Origin of the sequence: Auraticoccus cholistanensis, assembly GCF_009742705.1 — a bacterium.
Taxonomy (GTDB): Bacteria; Actinomycetota; Actinomycetes; order Propionibacteriales; family Propionibacteriaceae; genus Auraticoccus; species Auraticoccus cholistanensis.
Genome location: NZ_WPCU01000005.1, coordinates 617,706 through 635,437, shown reverse-complemented (window position 1 = coordinate 635,437; position 17,732 = coordinate 617,706). Strand labels below are relative to the sequence as shown.

At 74.7% G+C, this 17,732-nt stretch carries 16 protein-coding genes; 7 read left to right on the top strand and 9 right to left on the bottom strand.

The genetic code is table 11. The features are described 5' to 3' along the window. Positions 1–105: 105 nt before the first annotated feature. The 3 genes from GC722_RS08810 to GC722_RS08800 are packed head-to-tail and all read right to left on the bottom strand — an operon-like array spanning position 106 to position 2,050. A complete protein-coding gene (locus GC722_RS08810) occupies positions 106–732 on the bottom strand; it encodes a CbiQ family ECF transporter T component (protein WP_331714573.1) in 627 nt (208 codons plus the stop codon). Then, the gene (locus tag GC722_RS08805) at positions 729–1,433 is read right to left on the bottom strand and encodes an energy-coupling factor ABC transporter ATP-binding protein (RefSeq protein WP_331714572.1); all 705 of its coding nucleotides are present in this window, start codon (positions 1,431–1,433) and stop codon (positions 729–731) included. The genes GC722_RS08810 and GC722_RS08805 overlap by 4 nt, the downstream gene beginning before the upstream one ends. After that, the gene (locus GC722_RS08800; protein ID WP_156609552.1) at positions 1,430–2,050 is read right to left on the bottom strand and encodes a biotin transporter BioY; all 621 of its coding nucleotides are present in this window, start codon (positions 2,048–2,050) and stop codon (positions 1,430–1,432) included. The genes GC722_RS08805 and GC722_RS08800 overlap by 4 nt, the downstream gene beginning before the upstream one ends. Before the next feature lie 118 nt (positions 2,051–2,168). On the opposite strand from GC722_RS08800, the gene GC722_RS08795 reads away from it, so the two are divergent. Further along, positions 2,169–2,738, top strand: coding sequence for a TetR/AcrR family transcriptional regulator C-terminal domain-containing protein (locus GC722_RS08795; protein ID WP_331714571.1), 570 nt, complete (start codon positions 2,169–2,171; stop codon positions 2,736–2,738). Here GC722_RS08795 and GC722_RS08790 read toward each other — a convergent pair. Both GC722_RS08790 and GC722_RS08785 read right to left on the bottom strand, forming a co-directional pair. Further along, positions 2,722–4,101, bottom strand: coding sequence for a M16 family metallopeptidase (locus tag GC722_RS08790; RefSeq protein WP_156609551.1), 1,380 nt, complete (start codon positions 4,099–4,101; stop codon positions 2,722–2,724). The two genes, GC722_RS08795 and GC722_RS08790, sit on opposite strands and share 17 nt — an antisense overlap. Then, the gene (locus tag GC722_RS08785) at positions 4,101–5,384 is read right to left on the bottom strand and encodes a M16 family metallopeptidase (protein WP_156609550.1); all 1,284 of its coding nucleotides are present in this window, start codon (positions 5,382–5,384) and stop codon (positions 4,101–4,103) included. The genes GC722_RS08790 and GC722_RS08785 overlap by 1 nt, the downstream gene beginning before the upstream one ends. Before the next feature lie 158 nt (positions 5,385–5,542). Here GC722_RS08785 and GC722_RS08780 point away from each other — a divergent pair, with 158 nt between their 5' ends. From GC722_RS08780 to araA, 5 genes are all read left to right on the top strand, one after another. Further along, positions 5,543–6,997 carry an MFS transporter gene (locus tag GC722_RS08780; protein ID WP_156609549.1) on the top strand — a complete coding sequence of 485 codons (1,455 nt, stop codon included), beginning with the start codon at positions 5,543–5,545 and terminating at the stop codon, positions 6,995–6,997. A 68-nt stretch (positions 6,998–7,065) separates the two neighbouring features. Beyond that, on the top strand, positions 7,066–8,094 hold the full coding sequence (locus tag GC722_RS08775) for a LacI family DNA-binding transcriptional regulator (RefSeq protein WP_156609548.1): 1,029 nt from the start codon (positions 7,066–7,068) through the stop codon (positions 8,092–8,094). Between the two features lie 53 nt (positions 8,095–8,147). Next, entirely contained in the window at positions 8,148–9,827 is a 1,680-nt protein-coding gene (araB, locus tag GC722_RS08770; RefSeq protein ID WP_156609547.1) for a ribulokinase, read from the top strand. Positions 9,828–9,853: 26 nt separating this feature from the next. Continuing rightward, the gene (locus GC722_RS08765; RefSeq protein WP_197429969.1) at positions 9,854–10,582 is read left to right on the top strand and encodes an L-ribulose-5-phosphate 4-epimerase; all 729 of its coding nucleotides are present in this window, start codon (positions 9,854–9,856) and stop codon (positions 10,580–10,582) included. Next, a complete protein-coding gene (gene araA, locus GC722_RS08760; RefSeq protein ID WP_156609545.1) occupies positions 10,579–12,093 on the top strand; it encodes an L-arabinose isomerase in 1,515 nt (504 codons plus the stop codon). The genes GC722_RS08765 and araA overlap by 4 nt, the downstream gene beginning before the upstream one ends. 82 nt (positions 12,094–12,175) lie before the next feature. Here the strand turns inward: araA and GC722_RS08755 are convergent, their stop codons facing one another. The 4 genes from GC722_RS08755 to xylA all read right to left on the bottom strand — a co-directional run bounded on the left by GC722_RS08755 (position 12,176) and on the right by xylA (position 16,452). Then, positions 12,176–13,267 carry a Gfo/Idh/MocA family protein gene (locus tag GC722_RS08755; protein ID WP_331714570.1) on the bottom strand — a complete coding sequence of 364 codons (1,092 nt, stop codon included), beginning with the start codon at positions 13,265–13,267 and terminating at the stop codon, positions 12,176–12,178. Then, positions 13,252–13,944 carry a ThuA domain-containing protein gene (locus GC722_RS08750; RefSeq protein ID WP_331714569.1) on the bottom strand — a complete coding sequence of 231 codons (693 nt, stop codon included), beginning with the start codon at positions 13,942–13,944 and terminating at the stop codon, positions 13,252–13,254. Before GC722_RS08750 ends, GC722_RS08755 begins: the two co-directional genes overlap by 16 nt. Positions 13,945–14,048: 104 nt before the next feature. Then, complete coding sequence (locus GC722_RS08745) at positions 14,049–15,218, bottom strand: Gfo/Idh/MocA family protein (protein WP_156609544.1); 1,170 nt, start codon at positions 15,216–15,218, stop codon at positions 14,049–14,051. A gap of 28 nt (positions 15,219–15,246) precedes the next feature. Further along, complete coding sequence (xylA, locus tag GC722_RS08740; RefSeq protein WP_408609302.1) at positions 15,247–16,452, bottom strand: xylose isomerase; 1,206 nt, start codon at positions 16,450–16,452, stop codon at positions 15,247–15,249. A 132-nt stretch (positions 16,453–16,584) separates the two neighbouring features. Here xylA and GC722_RS08735 point away from each other — a divergent pair, with 132 nt between their 5' ends. Continuing rightward, positions 16,585–17,727 carry an ROK family transcriptional regulator gene (locus tag GC722_RS08735; protein WP_197429916.1) on the top strand — a complete coding sequence of 381 codons (1,143 nt, stop codon included), beginning with the start codon at positions 16,585–16,587 and terminating at the stop codon, positions 17,725–17,727. Positions 17,728–17,732 lie beyond the last annotated feature (5 nt).

The window sequence follows — 17,732 nt, the reverse complement described above, 5'->3', positions numbered from 1 at the left end:
CGTCCCTCACGAGGACTGCCAGGCCGGTCCACGACCCTCACCCGGCGACCGGACCACCTCCGGGACCTCGACGGCTGAGCTGCGGCCGCGGTCCCGCGGCGGGGCCTACCGCCCGGGCCCGGGCTGGTCGCCGATGCCCCGGGCGTGCAGGGCCTCGCCGGTGGCCCGGGCGCGGCCGACGACGCGGAGGACCAGGGGGACCAGGCGGGCGCGGGGGTCGCGCTGCAGCCCGCGGGCCAGGGCCGCCTGACGGGTCTCCTCGGCGATCTCCATCGTGGCCGGGACGGCGCGCAGCACCAGCGTGAAGGCCAGCGCCACCTGGTCGGCGTCCACGCCCAGCGGGCGCAGCGGGCGCAGCAGGCGGGTCAGCGTCTGCAGCAGGGCGTCGACCGGCGTGGTGACCGTCAGCACCGTGGCCAGCAGCACGAGGGCGACCAGCTCGGCCACCGACTCCACCGCCCGCGCGGCGCCCTGCTGCCACAGCTGCCACCCGCCGAGCAGGACCACCACCAGCAGCAGCCGGCGCAGCGAGCGCAGCAGCGAGCGGACGCCCATCCGCGAGCACACCACCAGCAGCCCGGCCAGGGCGAGCAGGGCGAGCGCGGCCGCCGGACCCCGCAGCAGCACCGAGCTCGTCCCCAGCAGCGCCAGACCCGCCAGCTTGGCACCCGGCGGCGTGCGGTGCAGCCAGGTGCTCCCCGGCCGGTGCAGCCCCAGCAGCCCGGCGCTCACGCGGTCGCCCGGTAGTGGTCCACCACGTCGGCGGCCGGGCCGTCGGCCACCACCCGGCCGTGGTCCACCAGCAGCGCCCGCTCGCAGCGGCCGGCCAGCTCCAGGTCGTGGGTGATGAGCAGCAGCTGCTGGGGGAGCGCGAGCAGCAGGTCGCCGACCCGCCGGCTGTTGGCCAGGTCGAGCAGGGTGGTCGGCTCGTCGGCCACCAGCACGCTCGGCTCGGTGGCCAGCACGCCGGCCAGGGCCAGCAGCTGGCGCTGCCCGCCGGAGAGGGTGTGCACGCTCCGGTCGGCCAGCCCGGCCAGACCGTGGGCCTCCAGCACGGAGAGCGCGGCGGCGCGTCGTTCGCGCCGGTCCCGGTGGCGGTGCCGCAGCGACAGCGCCACGTCCTCGGCCGCGGTGGGCATCACCAGCTGGGCGGCCGGGTCGGTGAAGACGAAACCCACCCGACGGCGCACCTCGGCGCCGGAGCGGGCGACGTCGAGCCCGTCGACCAGCACCCGCCCGCTGCTGGGGACCACCAGCCCGTTGACCAGCCGGGCCAGGGTCGACTTGCCCGAGCCGTTGGCCCCCACCAGGGCCACCCGCCGCTCGGTGAGGGTCAGGGTGGTCTCGTGCAGCACGACCACCTCCGACTCCGCGCCGTCGGCGGTGACCGCCTCGCGACGGACGGCGGCCCGGTCCAGCTCGATGCGGCTCACGCGGGCTGCGGCTGCCGCGCCGGAGCACGGCGGGCCAGCAGGTCAGGGAAGGCCCGGTGGACGGCGGTGGCCACCACCGCCATGGCGACGTTCTTCACGACGTCGCCGATCCAGAACGCGGCGTCGACGCCGAAGGCCTGCGACCACGTCATGCCGGCCCGCCACACCAGCCCGGCCATGCCGAGGGTGTGGATGGCGACGGCGCTGCTGAGGAGCCCGGCGGCGAAGATGGCCGGCACGCTCTGGCGGACCAGCCGTCGCGGCAGCCGCTCGACCAGCAGGCCGCACAGCGCGGCGGCCACCGGGAAGCCGACCAGGTAGCCGGCGGTCGGACCGGCCAGCACGCCCAGCCCCGCGGCCCCGCCCGAGAACACCGGCAGCCCCGCCGCCCCGACCGCCAGGTAGAGCAGCACCGCCAGCAGCCCGCGGCGGGCGCCGAGGACGGCGCCGCTCAGCAGCACCCCGAAGGTCTGCAGGGTGATCGGGACGGGTCCGGCCAGCTTGATCGCCGGCAGCAGCGCGCAGACGGCGATGATGGCGGCGAAGCCGGCGACCAGGGCGAGGTCGGTGCCGGTGCTGCGCGGGGTGCGGGCCCGGCGGTCGGTCGGTGCGTCCATGGTTGTCCTGTCTGCGGGCGGACCTGAACGGTGGTCAGGTGAACGGCGTTCAGGTTAGGCTGGCGCCCGGTCGCCGTCAACCGGTGGCGACCGCACCGGCGAGGGAAGGACGGGCGAGGTGCCACACCGCCGCAGCGACGTGGTCGAGCAGGCGATCGCCGTGCTCGACCGCTACGGCCTGGCCGACCTGTCGGTGCGCCGGCTCGCCGGCGAGCTGGGGGTGCAGCCCAGCGCGCTGTACCACCACTTCGCCAGCAAGCAGGCGCTGCTCGCGGCGGTCGCCGAGGAGATCCTGGTCCGCGGGCCGGTCCGGCCGCGGCCGGCGGACTGGGCGGGGCGGGTGCGGGCGGTGTGCAGCGAGCTGCGCGACGCGGTGCTGGCGGTCCGCGACGGCGCGGAGGTGGTGGCGACCGTGCACGCCTTCGGCCTCGGCGCCCGACGTCCGGGCGAGGAGCTGACCGCGGTGCTGCTCGACGCCGGCTGCGACCCCGGACTGGCCCGGGTCGCGGCCGGCACCCTGCTGCACTTCGTCTTCGGCCACGCCGCCGACGAGCAGGCCCAGCTGCAGGCCGGCAGCGCCGGGGCCATCGCCGACGCCCCCACCGACCGCTCGGACTTCGCGCTGGGGCTCGACCTCGTGGTGGACGGGATCGCCGTCCGGCTGGCGGCCCTCAGCGCCTCTCGGTGACCGGGAAGCCGGCCTGCTCGAGCGCCGGCTCCAGGGCGCCGGCGTCGCCGACGACGACCACGGTCGGCGCGGCGGGGTCGACGACCTCGGTGTACGCGGCCGTGGCGGCCTCGGGCCCCACCTGGCGGACGTCGGCCAGCAGCTGGTCCGCGTGGTCGGCGGGCAGCCCGGCCAGCAGGTGCGAGGCCACCTGGTCCACCACGCCCTCGGCGGTGGCGGCGCGCAGCGGCAGCGTGCCGGTGAGCTGGTGCACCGCCGCCTCGGTCTCGGCCGCCGTCAGCGGTTCGGCGCCGAGGTCGAGCAGGGACCGCGCCTCGGCCAGCGCCGCCCCGACCACCTCGGTGCGGAACGAGCCCGAGACGGCCCAGGAGCCGCCGTCGCGGTGCGGGGTCAGGTTGAGGTGGACGCCGTACGTCCAGCCGCGCTCCTCGCGCAGCACCCGGTTCAGCCGGCTGAGGAAGGACCCGCCGACCGCGGTGGTGCCGACCAGCAGCGCCGGCCAGCGGGGGTCGTGGCGGTCGGTGCCCGGACCGGCCAGCCGCACGTCGGCCTGCACGGCGCCGGGACGGTCCACCAGCAGCACGCTCGGCGGGGCGGGCTCGGGACGTGCGAGCTCCGGTCCCGCGGGGTTGGCCTGCCACCCGGCGAACGCGTCCGCCACCAGGTCGAGGGGGTCCTCGGCCAGGTCGCCGGCCAGCACCAGCGTGGCGCCGGTCGGGCCGAGCTGCCCGGCGTGGAAGGCGGCCACCTCGACCGGGGTGATCCGGGCCACCGTGTCCGGCTCGCCGCCGTTCATCCGGCTGGCCCGTGAGTCGGGCGTCCACAGCTGGCGACGCAGCCACCGGTTGGCGGTCTGGGCGGAGTTGGCCTCCAGCTGCTCGATCTCGGCCAGCCGCAGCGCCACGTGGCGCTCCACGTCCGCGGCCTCCAGCCGGGGCCGACGGACGGCCTCGGCCAGCAGCGGCAGCGCCTCGGCGACCCGGGTGACCGGGACGTCGAGCATCACCTGCTGCCCGCTCAGCGACACGTGGATGCCCATCGCGGCGCCCACGGCCTCCAGCCGCTCGGCGAACTGCTCACCGGGGTGGTCGACGGTGCCCTCGTCGAGGACGCGGGCGGTGATGGTGGCCAGCCCCTCCAGGTCGCGCGGCTCGCGGCTGAGGGGCAGGTCGAGCACGAGCGTGGCGGCCAGCACGTGCTGGCCGGGGAGCCGGTACCACAGCACGTCCAGACCGTTGCCCAGCCGGGCGGCGGAGGTGGGCTGCGGGAAGCGCCAGCGCGGCGGCGGCGCCACCGCGGGAGCGGTGGCGGCGTGGGACAGCGGCTGCAGGGACGCCCGGGGACGGGGGCGGCGCGGGGTCATCAGGCCTCCTGGACGTGGACGAGGGTGCCGCAGGAGGTGGGGGAGAGCCAGCGCGCGGCGGCGTCGCGGACCTGCTCGGGGGTGACGGCGCGGACCTCGGTGATGCGCTCGTTCACCCGGGCCGGGTCGTCGAGCAGGGTGGCGGCCCGGCTGAGCTGGTCGGCCCGGCTGTCGATCCGCGACAGCGACTGCAGCCACGAGCGTTCGAACTGGGCGACGACCCGGTCCACCTCCTCCTCGGTGGGACCCTCGGCGCCCAGCCGGGCCACCTCGGCCAGCAGGGTGGACTCCACCCGCTCGACGGGCACGCCGTCGCGGGCGCGGCCGGAGACGATGCCGATCGAGTTGCCGCCGATCAGCCCCAGGCTCGAGGCGCCGGCGGCCTCGGCCAGCTCGGTGCGGACCAGCCGGCGGTGCAGCCGGGCCGACTGGCCGTCGCCGAGCACCCCCAGCGCCACGTCGAGGGCGTCGAACTCGTCCTGGTCCAGCGCCGGGAGGCGCCAGGACAGGTGGACGGCGTCGCTGGGCACCGCCGCCCGCACCTCGTCGCGCGGCGAGCCGGTCAGCGGCGGCAGCGGGGCCGGGTCGGGGACGTCCGGGCGCACCCGGTCGGTCAGCGGGCCGAACTCGCGCTCGACCAGCTCCGTGGCCCGCTCCACCCCGACGTCGCCGACCACGCTGAGCACGGCGTTGCTGGGCAGGTAGTGGGCGCGGAAGAACTCGCGCACGTCGTCGAGCGAGGCGGCGTCGAGGTCGTCCATCGACCCGATGGTGGTGTGGCCGTAGGGGTGGTCGGCGGGGAAGGTCAGCTCGACCACGCGCTGCAGCACGTCGCCGTAGGGCACGTTGTCGTAGCGCTGCCGCTTCTCCTCCTTCACCACCTCGCGCTGGTTGTCCAGGCTGGCCTGGGTGAGGGCGTCCAGCAGCCCACCCAGCCGGTCGGCCTCGAGCCACAGCGCGAGCTCCAGCGCACCGACCGGGACGGTCTCGAAGTAGTTCGTCCGGTCGAACCAGGTGGTGGCGTTCGCGGTGCCGCCGCAGCCCTGGACCAGCGCGATGTGCTGGCTGCGGGCCACGTGGGTGGAGCCCTGGAACATCACGTGCTCGAAGAGGTGCGCGAAGCCGCTGCGGCCCGGCTGCTCGTGGCGGGACCCGACGTCGTACCAGAGGTTCACCGTGACCGAGGGGACGGCGTGGTCCGGGCTCACCACCAGCCGCAGCCCGTTGGCCAGGGTGTGCTCGCTGATCGGCAGCGGGGGCGGGACGGCGGGTGCGGCGGGCATGGACCACACCCAAGCACACCGCCCCGACGCCCGGGTGCGCCGTCCGGACGGGAGCGGGAAATCAGCAGGAGAACTGTCGGTGGGCTGGTCCACGATGAGTTCCAGCGGTGGGCGGGGTCAGACCTTCGACGTGCTCACCGAGAGCTGGAGGGGGACCGATGTCCGACCACGCGAGCGCACCGCGGCTCGACCTGCGCCACGGCAGCGGGCGCACCTTCGTGCACCTGCTGCTCAACACCCTGGTGGTGGCGGTGATGAACTTCACCATCTGGTTCGCCATCACCTTCTGGATCTTCATCGAGACCCGGTCCGTCTTCGCCACCGGGATGATCGCGGGCATCTTCGTGCTGGCCACCGCCGGCACCGGGGTGTGGTTCGGCAGCGTGGTGGACCACCACCGCAAGCTGAGCGTGCTGCGGCTGTCGACGGTGGTGTCGATCCTGTTCTACGCGGTGGCGCTGGTGCTCTACGTCACCGCGCCCGCCGGCGCCTTCACCGACCCGGCGAGCGCGCTGCTGTGGGTCTTCGTGGTCGTGGTGATGCTGGGGGTCATCGCGGGCAACCTGCGCACCATCGCCATGCCGACCCTGGTCACCCTGCTGATCCCCGAGGACCGCCGTGACCGGGCGAACGGGCTGGTGGGCACCACCACCGGGGTGTCGTTCCTGGTCACCTCGGTGATCAGCGGTCTGCTGGTCGCCGCCGGCGGGATGTACTACGCGCTGCTGCTGGCGCTCGGGGTGCTCGGCGCAGCCCTGGTGCACCTGGCCGTCGTGCGGGTCGAGGAGGAGCGGGTGGTCACGACCGCCGCCGACGACCCGGGCGGCGTCGACCTGCGCGGCACGCTCCGCGTCGTCCGCTCGGTGCCGGGGTTGCCGGCGCTGATCGCCTTCTCGTGCTTCAACAACTTCCTGGGCGGGGCCTTCATGGCGCTGATGGACGCCTACGGGCTGTCGCTGGTCTCGGTGGAGGTGTGGGGTCTGCTCTGGGGCGGGCTGAGCACCGGCGTCATCCTCGGCGGCCTGCTGGTCGCCCGGATCGGGCTGGGCAGCAACCCGGTGCGGATCCTGCTGCTGGTCAACCTGGTGCTGTGGACGCTGACGTGCCTGTTCCCGCTGCGCTCCTCGATCCTCGCGCTGTCGCTGGCCATGTTCGTCTACATGCTGCTGATGCCCTTCGCCGAGGCCGCGGAGCAGACGGTGCTGCAGCGGGTGGTGCCCTACCACCGGCAGGGCCGGGTGTTCGGCTTCGCGCAGAGCGTGGAGCAGGCCGCCTCGCCGCTGACCGCCTTCCTGATCGGCCCGATCACCGAGTTCGCGGTCATCCCCTGGATGACCGACGGCAGCGGCGCCCGTGTGCTCGGCCCCGTGTTCGGCACGGGTCAGGACCGCGGCATCGCGCTGGTGTTCGTGGCCTGCGGGGTGCTGGGCCTGCTGGCCACGCTGCTCGCCCTGGTCAGCCCGTGGTACCGGCGGCTGTCGCGGGCCCACGCCGCGGCGGCGCCGGAGGGCGCGGGGGCCGACGAGGTCGGCACGTCGCCCGCCCCGGAGGTGGAGGACGCCGGCACGATCGCGCCGCAGGGGGCCGTGACCGGCCAGCTGCCGCCGGCCTGAGGACGTCGCGCCGCGGCTGTGGCCGGGCGTGGGGCGGACCGCTAGCCTGAGCCGCGACGAGGAGGCAGATGGCCAGTCGGCGCCCGGGCGGTGGTCCCACCATGCACGACGTCGCGGCGGCGGCCGCGGTGTCGCACCAGACCGTGTCCCGGGTGGTCAACCAGCAGCCGTCCGTCCGCCCCGAGACCCGGCAGAAGGTGCTGGCCGAGATCGAGCGGCTGGGCTACCGGCGCAACCGGGCGGCGCGGACGCTGGTGACGCGACGCTCGCGCACCATCGGCGTGCTGGCCCCCGAGGTGACCCAGTACGGCGCCACCAGCAGCGTGCAGGCCGTGGAGGCCTCCGCCCGGGCGGCCGGCTACTTCGCGCTGAGCACGACCGCCGCGGTCGACCGCGCCTCCACGCTGGCCGCCCTCGACCTGCTGCTGGACCAGGGCGTGGACGGACTCGTCGTGATCGCCCCGCACCCCGAGATCGAGGCCGCCGTCAGCCAGCGTCGCGTCGAGCTGCCGGTGGTCGCCCTGCAGTCGGTCAGCGCCGGCCGCGCGGAGTGGGTGGGGGTCGACCAGCAGCTCGGGGCCCGGCTGGTGTGCGAGTACCTGCTCCAGCTCGGGCACCGCAGGGTGGCCCACGTCAGCGGCCCACCCGGCTACTTCGAGTCCGACGCCCGTCGTCGCGGCTGGGCGGAGGCGCTGACCGCGGCCGGGCTGGAGCCGGCCACCGTCGTGGCGGGGGACTGGACCGCCGAGCGGGGCCACGCCGCCGCCGCCGAGCTGCCGCCGGACGTGACCGCGGTGTTCTGCGCCAACGACCAGACCGCGCTGGGGGTGCTGGCCGGCTTGCGGGAGGCCGGGCGCCGGGTGCCGGAGGACGTCAGCGTGGCGGGCTTCGACGACCTGCCCGAGTCCGCCTTCGCCGCACCGCCGTTGACCACCGTCCGCCAGGACTTCCGCCAGGTCGGGGAGCGGGCGGTCGCCCGGCTGCTCGCCCGCCTGGACGGCGCCGCCGCGGGGGACGACACCGTGCTGCGGCCCGAGCTGGTGGTGCGACGCTCCACCGGCCCGGTCCGCGTGGAGGACCTGCACCCGACCGGGTGAGCAGGGATGTTAACGTTCACCGCGACGGCGGGGAGCCACGACGAGGAGGTCGCATGACGAGCCAGAACACCCAGCCCGCAGCCGAGCAGTACGTGGTCGGTGTCGACTTCGGGACCCTGTCGGCACGGGCCGTGGTGGTCCGGGTCTCCGACGGTGCCGAGCTCGGCTCGGCGGTGCACGAGTACCGCCACGCCGTGATGGACCGCGAGCTGGCCAGCACCGGGAAGCGGCTGCCGCCGGAGTGGGCGCTGCAGGACCCGGCCGACTACGTCGAGGCGCTGAAGGAGACGGTGCCGGCCGCCCTGGCCGAGTCCGGGGTCGACCCCTCCCAGGTGATCGGGATCGGCACCGACTTCACCGCCTCCACCCCGATGCCGGTGCTCGCCGACGGGCGTCCGCTGTGCTCCCTGCCCGAGCTGGCCGACCGGCCGCACGCCTACGTCAAGCTCTGGAAGCACCACGCCGCCCAGCCGCAGGCCAACCGCATCAACGAGCTGGCCCGCGAGCGGCAGGAGCCGTGGCTGTCCCGCTACGGCGGCGTCATCTCCAGCGAGTGGGAGTTCGCCAAGGCGCTGCAGCTGCTGGAGGAGGACCGCGAGGTCTACGACCGGATGGACCACTGGGTGGAGGCCGCCGACTGGATCGTGTGGCAGCTCAGCGGCACCTACGTCCGCAACGCCTGCACCGCCGGCTACAAGGGCATCCTGCAGGACGGCCGGCTGCCGAGCCGGGAGTACCTGGCCGCGCTCAACCCCGACTTCGCCTCCTTCGCCGAGGAGAAGCTCGACCACCGCATCGGCCAGCTGGGCGAGCGGGCGGGCGGTCTGACCGAGGAGGCCGCCGGCTGGACGGGTCTGCCGGCCGGCATCGCGGTGGCCGTCGGCAACGTCGACGCCCACGTCACCTCTCCGGCCGCCCGCGCGGTGGAGCCCGGGCAGATGCTGGCCATCATGGGCACCAGCACCTGCCACGTCATCAACTCCGGCACCGTGGCCGAGGTCCCGGGCATGTGCGGGGTGGTGGACGGCGGCATCGTCTCCGGCCAGTGGGGCTACGAGGCCGGCCAGTCCGGCGTCGGCGACATCTTCGCCTGGTACGTGGCCCAGCAGGTCCCCGGACGCCTGGAGGCCGCGGCCGCCGAGGCCGGCCGCAGCGTCCACGAGCACCTGACCGAGCTGGCCCGCGAGCAGGAGGTCGGCGCCCACGGGCTGCTGGCGCTGGACTGGCACAACGGCAACCGCTCGGTGCTGGTCGACACCGAGCTCAGCGGGCTGGTGGTGGGGCTCACGCTCGCGACCCGGCCCGAGGACGTCTACCGGGCCCTGCTCGAGGCCACCGCCTTCGGCACCCGTGAGATCGTCGAGGCCTTCGTCGACTCCGGCGTGGAGGTCAAGGAGTTCATCGCCGCCGGCGGGCTGCTCAAGAACAGCCTGCTGATGCAGATCTACAGCGACGTGCTCAACATGCCGATCTCCACCGTCGACAGCCAGCACGCCCCGGCCGTCGGCTCGGCCATCCACGCCGCGGTAGCCGCCGGGGCCTACCCCGATGTGCTGGCGGCGAGCGGGGCGATGGGCCAGGTCACCGAGGCCCGCTACCAGCCCGACCCCGAGCGGGCGGCCCGCTACGACGAGATGTACGCCGACTACCGCGAGCTGCACGACCACTTCGGTCGCGGCGGCAGCGACGTGATGCGCCGGCTCAAGCGGCGCCGGAGGGAGGTGCTGGGATGAGCGAGCTCACGCCCGAGCAGCAGCAGCTGGTCGAGCAGGTCCGCCGGCAGGTCTCGGACCTGCACGCCGAGCTGGTCCGCTACCAGCTGGTGATCTGGACCGGCGGCAACGTCAGCGGCCGGGTGCGCCTGGGCGGCGACCCCAGCCAGGACCTGTTCGTCATCAAGCCCTCCGGGGTCAGCTACGACGAGCTGACGCCGGAGTCGATGATCCTGTGCACCCTGGACGGCGCCGTCGTCCCCGGCAGCGTCGGCTCGGAGAACAACCCCTCCAGCGACACCGCCGCCCACGCCTACGTCTACCGCGAGATGCCCGAGGTGGGCGGGGTGGTGCACACCCACTCCACCTACGCCTGCGCCTGGGCGGCCCGCGGGGAGGCCATCCCCTGCGTGCTGACCGGGATGGCCGACGAGTTCGGCGGCGAGGTCCCGGTGGGGCCCTTCGCCGTCATCGGCGACGACTCCATCGGTCGCGGCATCGTGCAGACCCTGCGCGGCAGCCGCTCCCGCGCCGTGCTGATGCAGAACCACGGCCCGTTCACCATCGGCAAGGACGCCCGCGACGCCGTCAAGGCCGCGGTGATGGTGGAGGACGTCGCCCGCAGCGTGCACATCGCCCGCCAGCTCGGCGACCCGCTGCCCATCCCCCAGGAGAAGGTCGACGCCCTCTTCGACCGCTACCAGAACGTCTACGGCCAGGCCCCTCAGGGGGAGATGGCCGCGTCCAGCCGCACCGACCCAGGAGCACCCGCATGAGCATCGTCCCCGACCTGTCCACCCGCGAGGTCTGGTTCCTCACCGGCAGCCAGGGCCTCTACGGCGAGGAGACCCTGCGCCAGGTGGAGACCCAGTCCCGCCAGGTCGCCGAGGGCCTCGCCGCCGCCGCCGACGTCCCCGTGCGCGTGGTCTGGAAGCCGGTGCTCACGGACTCCCAGGGCATCCGGCGCACCGTGCTGGAGGCGAACGCCGACGACGCGGTCGTCGGTGTGATCACCTGGATGCACACCTTCTCGCCGGCGAAGATGTGGATCGCCGGTCTGGAGGCCCTGGACAAGCCGCTGCTGCACCTGCACACGCAGGCGGACGTCGCGCTGCCGTGGGCCGAGATCGACTTCGACTTCATGAACCTCAACCAGGCCGCCCACGGCGACCGCGAGTTCGGCTACATCCAGACCCGGCTGGGTGTGGTCCGCAGCACGGTGGTCGGCCACGTCTCCAACCCCGCGGTGACCCGCCAGGTGGGGCAGTGGGCCCGGGCGGCCGCCGGCCGCGCGGCCACCCGCTCCCTCAAGCTGGCCCGCTTCGGGGACAACATGCGCTACGTCGCGGTCACCGAGGGCGACAAGACCGAGGCCGAGATCCGCTTCGGCGCCCAGGTCAACACCTGGGGCGTCAACGAGCTGGCCGAGGCCGTCGCCCGGGCCACCGACGCCCAGGTCGACGCCCTGGTCGAGGAGTACCTCGACCGCTACGACGTCGCCGCCGAGCTGCAGCCCGGGGCCGAGCGCCACTCCTCGCTGCGCGACGGCGCCGCCATCGAGGTCGGGCTGCGCTCCTTCCTCGAGGGCGGCGGCTTCGGCGCCTTCACCACCAGCTTCGAGGACCTCGGTGCGCTCAAGCAGCTGCCCGGCCTGGCGGTGCAGCGGCTGATGGCCGAGGGCTACGGCTTCGGCGCCGAGGGGGACTGGAAGACGGCCCTGCTCGGTCACGCGTTCGCCGTGATGGGCGCCGGGCTGCCCGGCGGGATGAGCCTGATGGAGGACTACACCTACCACCTGGAGCCGGGGAACGAGCTCATCCTCGGCGCCCACATGCTCGAGGTCAGCCCCTCGCTCACCACCTCCCGGCCGCGGCTCGAGGTGCACCCGCTGGGGATCGGCGGCCGTGAGGACCCGGTCCGGCTGGTGTTCACCGCCGACCCCGGCCCCGCCGTCGTGGTGGCCCTGGCCGACCTGCGCGACCGCTTCCGGCTGACCGCCAACGTGGTCGAGAACGTCGCGCTGCCCGAGCCCATGCCGAAGCTGCCCGTCGGTCACGCCGTCTGGCGCCCGGCCCCGGACTTCGCCACCTCGGCCGCGGCCTGGCTGGCGGCCGGTGCCGCCCACCACACCGTGATGACCACCCAGGTGGGCATCGAGGTGGTCCGCGCCTTCGCCGAGATGAGCAAGGTCGAGCTGCTGGTCATCGACGAGACCACCACGCTGCCGGCCTTCGAGCGCGAGCTGCGCTGGAACGCCGCCTACCACCGGCTGGCGCAGGGCTTCTGACCTCCCGCCGGACGGCCGGCTCCGCCTCCGGGTCCGCGGGAGGCGGGGCCGGGCCGTCCGGCCGGAGCGCGGGGGAGGCGGCTCAGGCCGTCAGGTCGCCCAGCGGGACGGCGGGCGTCCGGGCCGCGGTGCCGGTGATCTCCACCGAGCGGCCGAGCTCGGCGGCCTGCAGCACCCCCTCCATCACCTCCAGCACGTGCAGCGCCAGCTCGCCGCTGGCCCGCGGCAGCGTGCCGGCGGGGGTGGTGGCCAGGTCGGCCACGCCGTACCCGCGCGCGGCGTCGCGGTACCCCGCCGAGACCGGCAGGGTCTGCCAGACGGTCCGGTCCTCCGGCGTCTGCAGCAGCACGTCGCCGTCGAAGCGGTTGGGGTCGGGCACCAGCAGGGTGCCCTGCTCGCCGTGCAGCTCGATCGGTGCCGCGGTGGTGCCGGTGCCGTCGAAGCTCATCACCAGCGTCGACAGCGCGCCCGACTCGTGCACCAGCACCCCGGTGACGTGGGTGTCGACCGCGACCGGGACCGACTGGCCCTGCCGCGGCCCGCTGCCGATGGTCCGGGTCGCCCGCGGCCGAGAGCTCGCACCGAGCACCGAGGCCACCGGCCCCAGCAGGGTGACCAGGGCGGTGACGTAGTAGGGGCCCATGTCCAGCAGCGGACCGCCGCCGGGCTGGTAGTAGAAGTCGGGGTCGGGGTGCCAGCGCTCGTGGCCCGGCGTCACCATGGTCGCCGTCGCGGCCACCGGCGCCCCGACCAGCCCGTCGTCGACGGCCCGGCGGGCGGTCTGGATGCCGGTGCCGAGCACCGTGTCGGGGGCGCAGCCGACCCGCAGGCCGGCCCGCCCGGCGGCGGCCAGCACCTCCCTGGCCTCGGCGGTGGTGGCCGCCAGCGGCTTCTCGCCGTAGACCTCCTTGCCCGCGGCCAGCGCGGCCAGCGCCACCTCGGCGTGGGCGGCGGGGATGGTCAGGTTGAGCACCAGGTCCACCTGGTCGTCGGTCAGCAGCTCGGCCACCGGCAGGGCCCGCAGCCCGCGCTGGGCGGCCACGGCCTCGGCCCGGGCGGCGTCCAGGTCGGCCACCGCGGTGACCTCGACCGGCTCGAGCCGGTGCAGGGTGTCCAGGTAGACCCCCGAGATCGTGCCGCAGCCGACCACGCCGATCCTCAGCGGCTGGCCCACAGCAGCCCCCTCTCCACGATCGTGCGCACCGACGGGTGCTGCAGCACCTCGACGGTGTGGCCGGGGGTGCAGACGAAGACCGAGCCCCGGCCCCAGCGGCGCGTCCACACCGCGGGGCAGGTGATCGGGCGGTGCCACTCGTCGCGGTCGCGCGCCGCCAGCGTGGTGGTGGCCAGCACGTCGTTGTAGTCGTCGGTGAGCACCCAGTACTGCTCGGTGACCAGGTCGAAGGACCCGATCCCGGCGGTCACCGGGTGGTCGGGGACGGTGATGTCGACGGTGTAGGGGATGTAGTTGGCCTCCGGACCCTCCGGCAGGTCGTCCCTGTCCTGCGGCGGGTGGGTGGCGAACTGCCCGCCGACCAGCTGCAGGTAGTCCGAGCTGGCCCGGAACGAGTCGGCGATGCCGCCGTGCCAGCCGGCGAAGCCGGTGCCCGCCGCGACCGCCCGTCGCAGCCCCGCCACCGCCTCCTTGGACGCCTGGCCCATGGTGTAGCACTGCACCACCAGGTCCACCTCCGCCATCGCCGCGGCGTCGGCGTAGACCTCCGGCGTGGTCTCGACCCGGACGCGGTAGCCCGAGGCCTCCAGGTGGGGGATGAACAGGTCGGTGGCCGCGGTGGGGGAGTGACCCTCCCAGCCGCCGCGGAGCACGAGGGCGTTCTTGGCTTCGCTCACGGGCTCTGCTCCTGCTTCGTCGGGGGTGGCGGGTCGGTCGGGTGGCGGGCCGGTCGGGGTCGGGCCGGTCGGGGTCGGGCCGGTGGGGGTCAGGACGTCCCGGGTCAGCCCACGGGGGTCATCCGCGACTGGTCGGCGGCCGAGCGCTCCACGGCGTCGAGCACCCGCTGCACCTGCAGCGCGTCGGCGAAGGTCGGTGCGGCCTGGCGGCCCTCGGCCAGCGCGCGGACCACGTCGACGACCTGGTGGGTGAACCCGTGCTCGTAGCCGAGCCCGTGGCCGGGCGGCCACCAGCTGCCGGCGTAGGGGTGGTCGGGCTCGGTGACCAGCACCCGGGTGAAGCCCTGCCGCGCGCCCTCGACGCCGGCGTCGAGGACGTGCAGCACGTCGTTGTCCTCGAAGTCGAAGGCCAGCGAGCCGTCGGAGCCGTTGACCTCCAGCCGCACGGCGTTCTTGCGTCCCAGGGCGAAGCGGGTGGCCTCGAACACGCCCATCGCGCCGCCGTCGAAGCGGGCGGTGAAGGCGGCGGCGTCGTCGACCGTGACGGGCCCGCGGGGGGAGCCGGCCTGGGCCCGTCCGCCCAGGCCGACCAGGTCGCCACCCAGCGGCCGGCTGTCCACGAAGGTGGTCAGCACCGCCGACACCCCGGCGATCGACTGCCCGGTGATCCACTGCGCCAGGTCGACGACGTGGGCGCCGATGTCGCCCAGGGCGCCCGACCCGGCCCGCTCGCGGTCCAGCCGCCAGGTCAGCGGCGCGTCGGCGTCGCTGAGCCAGTCCTGCAGGTACTGGGCGCGGACGTGGCGGATCTCGCCCAGGCGTCCCTCGGCCACCAGCTGGCGGGCCAGCGCCAGCGCCGGGGTGCGGCGGTAGCTGTAGCCGCAGAAGGCGAGCCGGTCGCTCGCGGCGGCCGCGGCGGCCATCTCCTCGGCCTCGGGCACCGAGTTGGCCAGCGGCTTCTCGCACATCACGTGCTTGCCCGCCGCCAGCGCGGCCACCGCGATGTCGCGGTGGGTGTCACCGGGGGTGCAGATGTCGACCAGGTCGACGTCGTCGCGCTCCACCACCTCGCGCCAGTCGGTGACCGCCTCGTCCCACCCCAGCCGGTCGGCCGCCTGCCGGGTCCGCTCGGGGTCACGGCCGCAGACCACCGCCATCCGCGGGGTCAGCGGCAGGTCGAAGAAGCGGTGCGCGCTGCGCCACGCCTGCGAGTGGGCCGCGCCCATGAAGGCGTGCCCGACCATGGCCACCCGCAGCTCGGGTCGCTCGCTCATCCCTCGTCCTCCTCGCCTCGGGCGGGGCTCAGCCGCGGGCGCCGAGCAGGTGCTCGATCATCAGCTGCTGCAGCCGGACGAAGCCGAAGCCGTGGCCGTCGAAGTAGGCCGCGGCGTCGAAGTCCTCGTAGGCCGTGCGGTCGGCGAGCAGCGCGTCGTAGCCCTCGCCCTCGTCCAGCGTCGGGCGGGACAGCTCGGCCACCCGCGCGGCGGCGAGCGCCTCCTGCACCTCGGGGTCGGCGCGGAAGGCCTTCGCGCGCTCCTTGAGCAGCAGGTAGGTGCGCATGTTGGCCGCGACGGAGTCCCAGATGCCGGCGTCGTCCTCGGTGCGGCTGGGCTTGTAGTCGAAGTGGCGGGGACCGTCGTAGGCGGGGCCGCCGCCCGGGCCGCCGTTCTCCAGCAGGTCGACCAGGCTGAAGGCGTTCTGCACGTCGCCGTGGCCGAAGACCAGGTCCTGGTCGTACTTGATGGAGCGCTGGCCGTTGAGGTCGATGTGGAACAGCTTGCCCGCGTCCAGCGCCTGGGCCACCCCGGCGGTGAAGTTCAGCCCGGCCATCTGCTCGTGACCGACCTCGGGGTTGAGCCCCACCAGGTCGGGCCGGTCCAGCGTCTCGATGAAGCCGAGGGCGTGGCCGAGGGTGGGCAGCAGGATGTCGCCACGGGGCTCGTTCGGCTTCGGCTCGATCGCGAACCGGATGTCGTAGCCCTTGTCGGTCACGTACTGGGTGAGCAGGTTCACCGCCTCGCGGTAGCGCTCCAGGGCCGCGCGGACGTCCTTGGCCACGTCGTACTCCGCCCCCTCGCGCCCGCCCCACATCACGAAGGTGGTGGCGCCGAGCTCGGCGGCCAGGTCGACGTTGCGCAGCGTCTTGCGGAGCGCGAAGCGACGCACCGAGCGGTCGTTGGAGGTGAAGCCGCCGTCCTTGAACACCGGCGCCGCGAACAGGTTGGTGGTGATCATCGGCACCACCACGCCGGTGTCGGCCAGCGCCTGCTTGAGCCGGTCGATCTGGCGCTGCCGCTCGGCGTCGGTGCTGCCGAAGGCGAAGAGGTCGTCGTCGTGGAAGGTGAGTCCCCAGGCGCCGGCCTCGGCCAGCTTCTCGACCGCCCGGACGACGTCGAGGTCGGCCCGGGTCGGGCCGCCGAAGGGGTCGGTGCCGGTGTAGCCGATCGTCCAGAGCCCGAAGGAGAACTTGTCGGCAGGAGTGGGCGTGAGCGTCATCGGTGGTCCCATCTCGATATGTTGTGCAGAACAACATATGGAGCGGCTGCGGCCCTGTCAACGCCCTGTCCGGGCTCCGGTGGGATCATCGCCTCCCGGGGTGCCATCATCGCCCGGAGCCCGCCGCCGGAGGAAGGAGGAACCGTGCCGACCGAGCCCAACCTGTCGCAGCTGCTGGACCGGCTGCACCGTGACGGTCCCGCCTCCCGGGCCGCGCTGACCCGCGAGACCGGGCTGAACCGCTCGACCGTGGCGGCCCTGGTCGCCGAGCTGGTGAGCCGGGGGCTGGTCGTCGAGGACGCCCCCGGCAGCACGCGCCAGGTGGGGCGGCCGAGCCCGGTGGTGCGTCCGGCGGGCGACGTGACCGCGGTGGCCGTCGTGCCCGAGGTCGACGCCGTGACGGTGGCCGTGGTGGACCTCGAGGGCCGCGTCCGCGACAAGGTCCGCACCGAGAGCGCCGAGCCCCCGACCGCCGCCCGCGCCGTCGAGGTGGTGGTCGACTCCCTGCAGGTCCTGGGGCAGCGCGCCGGTCCGGGGTGGCGGCCGTCCGGGATCGGGGTGGCGGTCCCGGGGCTGGTGCGCTCCGGCGACGGCCAGGTCCGCTGGGCGCCGCACCTGCACTGGGTCGACGAGCCGCTGGGGGTGCTGCTGTCGGAGGCCACCGGCATGCTGGTGCGCGCGGCCAACGACGCCAACGTCGGCGCCCACGCCGAGCACCTGTTCGGGGCGGCCCGGGGCACCTCGCACGTGCTCTACCTCAACGGCGGCCCGAGCGGCATCGGCGGCGGGGTCATCGTGGACGGGCGGATGCTGCTCGGCGCGGAGGGCTACGCCGGCGAGTTCGGCCACAGCCTGACCGGCGGCCGGCGCGGTGGCGGCGAGGAGCTGGAGGCCGCGGTCAGCCGCCGTCGGCTGCTGGACGTGCTGGGTCTGGAGGTCGCCACCGACGAGCGGCTGGAGGAGGCGCTGCGGGCCGACGACAGCCCGCGGGTGCGCGCCGAGGTGCACCGCCAGCTCGAGGTGCTCAGCACCGGGGTGCGCGACATGGTCAACGTGCTCAACCCCGAGCGGGTGGTGCTGGGCGGCTTCCTGGGGGCGATGTTCGCCCTGGCCCCCGAGCACTTCCTCGAGCAGGTGGCCCGTCAGGTGCTGGCGCCGCCGTGGCAGTGCGTCACGGTGGTGCGTGCCGCGCTGGGGCCCGACCTGCTGCTGGTCGGGGCCGCCGAGCTGGTGCTGGGCGAGGTGGTGGCCAAGGTGTGCCGCTTCCCCGGCGAGCGCGCGGCCTGACCACC